Here is an 8,984-nt window from a genome sequence, read left to right as displayed (position 1 = left end):
TCCGTAACCGCTGAAACAAAGAGCAACGGGACATAGAATAGCTGTGGCATTTGGCGTCGAATTGAGTCGACGAACTTATTAAATGTGGAATTATCTTTCGCGATTAAGTCCCATTTGTTGACCGCTAAGATGCACGGCTTGCCCTGTCTAGCGATGTAACTGCCAATGGTTTTATCTTGATGCGCAATTTCGCGGGTAGCATCAACGACGAGCCATGAAATATCGCTTTTGCGAATGCTACGGATGGCACGTTGGACGGTCCATTGTTCTAGCTGGCTGTTGATGGTAGATTTCCTACGCATCCCTGCGGTGTCAATTAACTCAAACGGCACGGCGTCATGGGTAAAACTGATATTTACGGCGTCGCGTGTCGTACCGGGACGATCATCGACAATCATCCGATCCTCGCCGAGAATTGCATTGATGAGAGACGATTTGCCTGCGTTTGGGCGACCAACGATAGCAATTTTAATCGGTTCCGTAACTGCATCGGACTTTTCAGTCTCTGCTTCCGGCATGGCGAACACAACTTCATCAAGCAGAATATTAATCCCCATATTCTGGGCGCACGAGGTAAAGAAGGGTTCACCGAGCGCAAGCTGGTAAAATTCCGTCCCCTCGGTCTCCAACCGAGCGTTATCCGCTTTATTGACGACGACAAAAATCTCTTTATCCGTTTTTCTCAGCATGTTCGCAATCAGCAGATCTTGCGGCATAATTCCTGTCTGTGCGTCAACGACAAACAGGATAACCGTCGCTTCCTCCAAAGCCACTTCGACCTGCCACTGTACACTGTTAATAAGGGGATCCTCCGGATCGAGATCTAGACCACCGGTATCCACAATAGTAAAATAACCATCCCCCCACTCGACATCGGCGTAAATCCGGTCCCGTGTTACACCCGGCTGATCGTGGACGACAGCAATTCGCTCTTTCGCAATCAGATTGAAGATGGACGATTTCCCCACGTTGGGTCTTCCAACGATTGCTACGATTGGGTGTGTCATGCGTTATCCTCCCTTCCCTTAATGGATAAAACCACTCCGTCGTAAATCTTGCAAAATGAACTGTTCAATGGGGGTTTGCTGATTCATACGAATATAAGTCACGCCGCGATTCAGGCAATAGCGTTTCAAAGTTTCACAAAAAGCGTTCAATCGCTCGGTGTAACTCGCGAGTGCCCCCTCATTGACGGTGATTTCTTTAGCCTGTCCCGTTTCTGCATCCGCTAACTGCAACTCGCCCGAAAGTTGTGGGTGCATTTCTTCATCACTGAGGAGATGAATAAGCGTTAAGTCGAAACTTCGGGATAGGAGTCCTTTAACGGCTGTCTCATAACCGTCCATATCCCAAAAATCAGAGATGATAATTCCAACACCGGGTCCCTTTATTTCGGTAAAGAAGCGTTGCAAGCACGTTGTCAGATGTGTTTCTCCACCGCCGTCAATTCCCTCAATGGCTTGTGACAGTTTAGGAAACTGTGCTTTTCCGTACATGGAGGATACAATAGGAATCAGTTGATCTGAGAATGTATAGACAGAGACGCGATCAAAACTGATTAAACCGATATAACTCACTGCCGCAGCAACCCATTTGGCGCACTCCAGTTTCGTAGGCTGTCCGAAATCCATTGAGGTGCTGTTATCGATTAGGATGAAGATTGGAAGGTCCTCTTCCGCATTGAACAGTTTAAGAAAGAGTCGATCTAATCGGGCATAGACATTCCAGTCGATATGGCGCAAATCATCACCAAGTTCGTAGGTACGATAATCTGCGAATTCAACGCTCGCGCCCCGGTTGAGGCTGCGCCGTTCCCCTTTGAACTTTCCCCGAGATACAACCTCGGAACGGATTTGGAGGCGAGTAATTTGTTTGAGAAATTTTGCGTCTAAAAGGGGCATTGGTTGTCCACCTCCAAACGAATCAAAAGACCAACTCAGGTTGTCATTAATTATTGCAACGGCGTACTATTTTACCAGACCGTTGCTTAAACTGCCAGACAAATGTCTTGAGCATAAAAGATTTCCCTTGTCCTATCACACTTTCTGCCATACCCAAGTCGTTTGATGGGTGCTGCGATAATGGGTTTTCCCGCTCTATCAATCTGAATTTTGACTTGCAACTGCCCATAAAATGTGGTATATTTTCCAAACCTTTTTGCAGCAAGTCCGAAAAAAGACGGGTGTAACATGGCCCGGTTAATGTACTCCGATCAAAAATATCCGGAAGGGTGGGGAGGTAAATCCTTTGCCACCTTATTTTTTCGCCTTTTGTATGCGCCCGTAGCTCAGTTGGATAGAGCACCTGACTTCTAATCAGGTGGTCGCAGGTTCGAATCCTGCCGGGCGTGCCAACCCTTTTATGGTGGATGTAGCTCAGTCGGTAGAGCGCTTGACTGTGGATCAAGTGGTCGTGGGTTCAAATCCCATCATCCACCCTTTTTTCGGGGCGTAGCGCAGCCCGGTTAGCGCGTCTGCTTTGGGAGCAGAAGGTCGGAGGTTCGAATCCTCTCGCCCCGATTTAGTACAAAGATGTCGTCGTTTTTCGGAGGTGGGTGATTGTAGTCCGATTCTCACGCGCCGAAATGAAGTTAACACCATGCGTCCGTAGTTCAATTGGATAGAGCAATAGACTTCGGATCTATAAGTTGGGGGTTCGAGTCCCTCCGGGCGCGCTTTTCTTCTGCGCCGTTAGCTCAACCAGGCAGAGCATCTGACTCTTAATCAGGCGGTTGAAGGTTCGATTCCTTCACGGCGCACTATTTTGACGTGGGCGGGTGTTGGAACCGGTAGACAAGCTAGATTTAGGATCTAGTGGGGTTATCCCCCGTGAGGGTTCAAATCCCTCCTCGCCCACCAAACGCCTTTTTTGATATAATGTGGAGGTCTACTTGAAGGTTGAAGTTGAAAAGCTGGGAAACAGTCAGGTACGTTTAAGCATCGAAATTTCCGCTGAAGAAGTGAGCCAAGAGCTTGAGCACAATTGCCAGGCTTTACGGTCCAAGGTATCAGTCCCCGGCTTTCGCAAAGGAAAAGTTCCCCTCAGTATTCTTAAATCACGATTTGCAGAGCACCTCAAAGCCGAAGCCATCCAAAATCTCGTCCCACCCGCCTATGAACAGGCTTTGATTTCTGAACGGCTGATTCCCCTAGGCAACCTTGAGCTCTCGCCGCCCATGCACCGGATGGAACTTAGGGCTGGGCAGCCACTTGTTTTTGAAGCAACGCTTGATGTCAAGCCTGATTTTGTCCTCCCGGAGTATGAAGATTTAACCATCGATAAATCGCCGCCAAATGTCCCCCGTGAGGAAGTGGATGAGTATATTCAGCGGTTACAGGAACAGTTCGCGACCTACCTCCCGCTTGAAGTAGACCGTGCTGTCGAGGAAAGCGACTCCGTTCGGATTGACTGGGAGTGCCTTGTCGATGGCGCGCCAATTACCGATGGGAGCAAACAGGATGCGGATATTGACATTGGCAAGGGAATGCTGCTGCCAGTAGTTGAGGCTGAGGTCATTGGTATGCGCGTGGAGGAGACCCGACAAGTTGAAATGGACTTCGATGATGATCACGACAATCCTGAACTTGCTGGTAAACATGCCGTGTTTAACGTCACGCTCCGAGCAATCACAGAGAAACAGCTACCGTCCCTTGATGATGAGTTCGCAAAGGATCTGGAATACGAAAACTACGAACAACTGAGGGGCGCAATTTGGAATAATCTTGTCGAGGAGCAGAAGGCAATCCACAATCATCGTCAGCGAGAGGACATCCTTCAACAGCTAATCGAAAAAACGGCGATTGATATTCCTGAATCTATTGTTGATCAGCATGTGCATCAAACGGTTCAAAACATTCTCCAACGATTAAGGCAAGAGGGACAAACTCCTGAGCAAGCGGGAATAGATATGGAAAAGTTGCCGACGGAATTGCGCGAGGATGCAATCAAGCAAACGAAGCAGGCGTGGATGTTTGATGTCATTGCCGAGCGTGAAAATATTAGAGTCACGGACGATGAGTTGGATGTAGAAATTCGGCGTATCGCCGAACAGCAAAATCGCGACCCTCAAAAATATGCGAGTTTGTTGAGGGAGAGCAATCGTTTGGAGGAGTTTCGCGACACGCTGCGGAATGATAAGGTTTACCGTCTTCTGATTCAACGTTCTTCTGCCAAACAGTCTCTGATTATTTGATAATAAAAAAGCATCCTGTCAGGGTTTGAGGAGAAATTTTAGCATGAATCTTGTTCCGATTGTTGTGGAACAAACGAGTCGCGGCGAGCGCTCTTACGATATTTACTCGCGACTGCTGAGAGATCGAATCATTATAGTTGGTTCGGTAATTGATGATAATGTCGCGAACAGTGTCACGGCTCAGATGCTCTTTTTAGAGAGTGATAATCCTGATGCGGATATCGTGCTTTACGTAAACACTCCGGGTGGCGGTATAGAGGCCGGGTTAGCAATCTATGACACAATGCAGTATATCAGACCTGATGTACAAACGTGGTGCGTCGGGCGAGCCTACAGCATGGGTGCGGTCTTGCTTGCCGGTGGCACAAGTGGAAAACGGTATGCCTTGCCACACTCCAAGACCCTCATTCATCAACCTCTTACCAGTGGTATTAGCGGTCAGGCGTCTGATATTGATATCCATGCGAGGGAGATTCTACGAGAGCGCGAAAGGCTATACGCCATCTTAGCAGAGCACACGGGACAATCGCCGGATAAAATTGAGACGGATGCAGACCGCGATTTTTATATGACAGCCCAAGAGGCTCTCGAATACGGTATTATTGATTCAGTTGCTTCCCGTCGGTCTGCTGAAGAAGTTGGGCGTGATGCCTAATGTGTATCGATATCAAACGATTTATACATGCCTAAAGCGATATTGTAGTCGTTAGTGAATAAATTGGGAGATTTTTATGCAGGACATTATTGATGCCCAGCGCTGCTCCTTTTGCGATAAGAGCCAAGAGGAAGTGCGCAAACTCATTGCAAGCCCTATTGGATCTGGTGTCTACGTTTGTGATGAGTGTGTTGAACTATGCAATGACATCTTAGCTGATCTGTATGGGGTAGAAGAGGAGGAAGAATACACTGAAATTTCAGATTCCTTATCTCTCCCGCATCCTTCTGAAATTAAGGCACAGCTTGATAAATATGTAATTGGTCAGGATGATGCAAAGAAAATTCTTGCCGTTGCTGTATACAATCATTACAAAAAACTACATTTTCATACAGAGTCAGATGTTGAGTTAGAAAAAAGTAATATTCTGTTGATTGGTCCCACAGGGACAGGCAAAACCCTTCTAGCAGAAACCTTAGCACGAATTCTAAATGTTCCTTTCGCTATCACCGATGCAACGACACTGACGGAAGCCGGATATGTGGGTGAAGATGTTGAAAATATAATCCTAAAGCTGGTACAAGCTGCAGACGGTGATATCACACGTGCAGAGCAAGGAATTATTTATATTGACGAGATTGACAAGATCAGTCGTAAATCCGAAAACCCCTCGATTACGAGAGATGTTTCGGGAGAAGGTGTTCAGCAAGCGTTGTTGAAAATCTTGGAAGGAAAAACAGCGAATGTTCCCCCGCAGGGAGGTCGAAAACACCCGCATCAAGAATTAATTGAGGTGGATACTTCAAAGGTTTTGTTTATATGCGGTGGTACATTTGTGGGACTTGATAAAATTATCGAACAGCGAACGGGACACCAAGGGTTAGGGTTTGGATCCGCAGTTCAAGCGAAGAGCGAAAGAAAGATCCACGAAACACTCTCACAGGTTGCTCCAAAGGATTTAATTCAGTACGGCTTCATCCCGGAATTCGTCGGACGCCTACCTGTTGCTGCGGTGCTGCATGATCTTGACGAATCGGCTTTAACCCAGATTTTGACCGAACCTCAAAATGCCCTTATAAAACAATACACCCAACTGCTTCATTATGATAAGGTGTCTCTGCATGTTGCGGAAGATGCAATCAAAGTTATTGCCCAAGAAGCCATAAGGCGTGAAACAGGCGCAAGAGGATTAAGGGCAATCTTGGAAAACCTGATGCTAGATATCATGTATGAAATACCATCTTCTCCTAAACTGGTCAAAGAATGTATTATCACGGCGGAGGCTATTTTAGAAAATAAACCGCCCGTACTAGTTTATGAGGACGAACAAGAAGCTTTAACTGCTTAGCAAAGTAATAAATGAGCGAATTACGTATGACGCATTACGTTCTACGTTCAAGGAGTTCATTATGAGCCAAGATTCGACCAAAGACCGTCAGACTGACGAACAAGATGATCAGACTGATGAGGTTGTTGTACTTCCGGTGATTCCTACCCCCGGAAAGGTTTTCTTTCCTCGTATAAGTACCCCTTTAAATGTCATTCGCAAGATGGGAGTCCGGGCGACAAAATATGCCGTGCAAGCAAATCAGGATGTACTGTTGCTCAATCAAAAAGACAAAGACGAGGAAAACCCGGGCCCCGATGGCTTTCATCGTGTTGGTACAGCTACAAGCATTGCAGATTCTTATGATCCACGCGATGGTAGCATTCGGATTGCCATTGAAGGCTATAGCCGTGCAATCGTGCTACGCTGCTTTGAAACGGATGGGTTTCTACAAGCGGAGGTAAAAATTGTTCACGAGGAATTGGAACAATCAAACCAAGCAAAATCGTTGATGGAAACAGCGATAGCGGCCTTTGAGGAGTATATCAAAGGAAATCGCCAAACGCCTGAAGAAGCGATGATGGTTGTCCAGAAAGAGGTTGAGCCGGGTCATCTTGCAGATTCAATTGCCAGCTTCACCAGTATGGAGGCGGATCGGCTGCAAGGGGTATTGGACGAGATTAACCCGATTAAGCGACTTCAGATTGTTGTCGAACTGCTTCAGGAAGATCTGGAGCTTTTCAAATTGGACGATAAAATCAATACGCAGGTGCGTAAGTCCGTTGAGCGGACGCATCGGGAGTTCTACCTTCAGGAAAAGATGAAAGCCATCCAAAAGGAACTTGGTCGAGGGGATGAACAGGGAGACATTGATGAACTGCGGGAGCAGATTGAAACAGCGGGTATGACCGAGGAAGCGCAAGAAAAAGCGTTGAAAGAACTTGACCGATTACAGCAGATGCCGCCGATGTCTGCAGAATCGGGGGTCATCCGTACCTATATCGACTGGCTTATCGCTTTGCCTTGGGACAAACAGACGGAAAGCGAAATCGACCTAGAGGGTGCGGAGAAAATACTAGAGGAGGACCACTATGGGCTCGAAAAGCCGAAGGAACGCATCCTTGAATACCTTGCCGTACTCCAGTTGGTCAAGAAACTCAAGGGCCCCATTCTCTGTTTTGTCGGTCCCCCTGGCGTCGGAAAAACCTCATTGGGTCAGTCAATTGCTAGAGCAACCGGGCGAAACTTCGTCCGTATGTCCTTGGGAGGTGTTCGGGACGAAGCCGAAATCCGTGGGCATCGCCGGACTTACATCGGATCTTTGCCGGGCCGAATTCTTCAAGGGCTTCGGGATGCAAAATCGAGAAACCCACTTTTCCTCCTAGACGAAATCGACAAGATGAGTATGGACTTCCGGGGCGATCCGGCGTCGGCGCTGCTTGAAGTGCTTGACCCAGAGCAGAATGGGACATTTCGTGACCACTACTTAGATGTAGCGTTCGATCTCTCGGAGATTATGTTTATAACTACCGCAAATACACGGGAGCCAATCCCACCTGCGCTGGAAGACCGCATGGAGATTATCGAACTCCCCGGCTACACAGAATATGAAAAGCACAAAATCGCCAACCTATTCTTGATACCCAAGCAGATCGAAGCCCACGGGCTCAAGGAGGCGAATCTCAAATTCCCGGACGATACAATCTTTGACATCATTCACCGGTATACACGTGAAGCGGGTGTCCGAAACCTAGAACGTGAAATTACCAGTATCTGCCGCAAAGTCGCTAAGGAGGTTGTAAAAAGCGGCGACAAGGCGGTCAAAATTGAGGTCGGTGTCGAGGATTTGACAGAATATCTCGGTCCTCCGAAATTTGCACAGGGAAAAGCGGAAAAAGAGGATGAGGTCGGTGTTGCGACGGGCTTAGTTGTTTCACAGGCTGGTGGCGATGTCGTTCCTATTGAAGTTGCGACAATGGTTGGGGATGGTAAACTGAGCATGACAGGCAGACTTCAGGAAATTATGCGTGAATCTGTGCAGACGGCGCTCGGTTACATCCGCTCTCAAGCGGAATCGCTTGAGGTGCCATCTGATTTTGAGTTTAATAAGCAGGATATCCACATCCATGTGCCTGAAGGCGCGATTCCCGTAGAGGGACCTTCGGCGGGCATTACGCTCGCTACTGCGATGATTTCTGCGATGACGGGGCAGCGGGTCCGTAAGGATATTGCAATGACCGGTGAGATCACCTTGCGTGGGCATGTCCTTCCGATCGGTGGACTGAAAGAAAAGGTGCTCGCAGCGCACCGCAATAGCATCAAGAACGTTATTATCCCGGAAGAGAACGATAAGGATATCCCTGATATTCCTGAAGAAATTCGGGATGCCCTGCATTTTCACAAGGTCAGTGATATGAGTGAAGTGCTGGATCTCGCTCTAAAGAAGTCCGATTCGTCTGATGATGTCACCCAAGAGGGTGATGATATGGCTGAAGTAACCCGATGCGCCTCGACAAATTCCTACAGGTGAGCCGCCTCATTAAGCGTCGTACCGTTGCCAACTCAATTTGTAGCCGTGGGCGGGTGCTGGTCAACGGACACCCAGCGAAGGCTGGCAAAGAACTGTCTGTTGGCGATATATTGTCCATTGATTTTAGGGAAGAAGAGCCCGCCGTGTATGAAGTGCTGGAGGTCCCTTCTGGCAATGTGCCGAGAGGGAAAGCCTCAACCCTCTACCGGCGAATCAATGGATCAGAAGATAGTGAGTAGATTCTCAGACCCCGGTCGAAGATCGGGGTCTATTTTTTTGT

7 protein-coding genes and 6 tRNA genes are annotated in these 8,984 nt (G+C 47.8%); 11 read left to right on the top strand and 2 right to left on the bottom strand.

Annotated features, from left to right (window positions below):
* Together der and J4G02_17305 are read right to left on the bottom strand one after the other, a co-directional pair.
* Nucleotides 1–1,007 (bottom strand): ribosome biogenesis GTPase Der (gene der / locus J4G02_17310; protein ID MCE2396304.1); only part of this gene is annotated, 1,007 nt, incomplete at its 3' end.
* 18 nt (nt 1,008–1,025) lie between these two features.
* On the bottom strand, nt 1,026–1,901 hold the full coding sequence (locus J4G02_17305) for a DUF58 domain-containing protein (protein ID MCE2396303.1): 876 nt from the start codon (nt 1,899–1,901) through the stop codon (nt 1,026–1,028).
* Between the two features lie 375 nt (nt 1,902–2,276).
* On the opposite strand from J4G02_17305, the gene J4G02_17300 reads away from it, so the two are divergent.
* From J4G02_17300 to J4G02_17250, 11 genes are all read left to right on the top strand, one after another.
* Nucleotides 2,277–2,353, top strand: a tRNA-Arg gene (locus J4G02_17300).
* A gap of 11 nt (nt 2,354–2,364) precedes the next feature.
* A tRNA-His gene (locus tag J4G02_17295) sits at nt 2,365–2,437 on the top strand.
* A gap of 7 nt (nt 2,438–2,444) precedes the next feature.
* Nucleotides 2,445–2,519 (top strand) — tRNA-Pro (locus tag J4G02_17290).
* A gap of 81 nt (nt 2,520–2,600) precedes the next feature.
* A tRNA-Arg gene (locus J4G02_17285) sits at nt 2,601–2,674 on the top strand.
* A gap of 10 nt (nt 2,675–2,684) precedes the next feature.
* Nucleotides 2,685–2,758 (top strand) — tRNA-Lys (locus tag J4G02_17280).
* Nucleotides 2,759–2,770: 12 nt separating this feature from the next.
* Nucleotides 2,771–2,858, top strand: a tRNA-Leu gene (locus tag J4G02_17275).
* A 32-nt stretch (nt 2,859–2,890) separates the two neighbouring features.
* Entirely contained in the window at nt 2,891–4,192 is a 1,302-nt protein-coding gene (gene tig / locus J4G02_17270; GenBank protein ID MCE2396302.1) for a trigger factor, read from the top strand.
* Between the two features lie 43 nt (nt 4,193–4,235).
* Complete coding sequence (locus J4G02_17265) at nt 4,236–4,847, top strand: ATP-dependent Clp protease proteolytic subunit (protein ID MCE2396301.1); 612 nt, start codon at nt 4,236–4,238, stop codon at nt 4,845–4,847.
* A 76-nt stretch (nt 4,848–4,923) separates the two neighbouring features.
* On the top strand, nt 4,924–6,195 hold the full coding sequence (clpX, locus tag J4G02_17260) for an ATP-dependent Clp protease ATP-binding subunit ClpX (protein ID MCE2396300.1): 1,272 nt from the start codon (nt 4,924–4,926) through the stop codon (nt 6,193–6,195).
* 61 nt (nt 6,196–6,256) lie between these two features.
* Nucleotides 6,257–8,704, top strand: coding sequence for an endopeptidase La (gene lon / locus J4G02_17255; GenBank protein ID MCE2396299.1), 2,448 nt, complete (start codon nt 6,257–6,259; stop codon nt 8,702–8,704).
* Nucleotides 8,677–8,943 carry an RNA-binding S4 domain-containing protein gene (locus J4G02_17250; protein ID MCE2396298.1) on the top strand — a complete coding sequence of 89 codons (267 nt, stop codon included), beginning with the start codon at nt 8,677–8,679 and terminating at the stop codon, nt 8,941–8,943. Before lon ends, J4G02_17250 begins: the two co-directional genes overlap by 28 nt.
* Nucleotides 8,944–8,984 lie beyond the last annotated feature (41 nt).

Source organism: Candidatus Poribacteria bacterium, assembly GCA_021295755.1.
Classification (GTDB): domain Bacteria; phylum Poribacteria; class WGA-4E; order WGA-4E; family PCPOR2b; genus PCPOR2b.
Note: the sequence above shows the minus strand (reverse complement) of the source record. Positions and strands in the feature narration are given on the sequence as shown.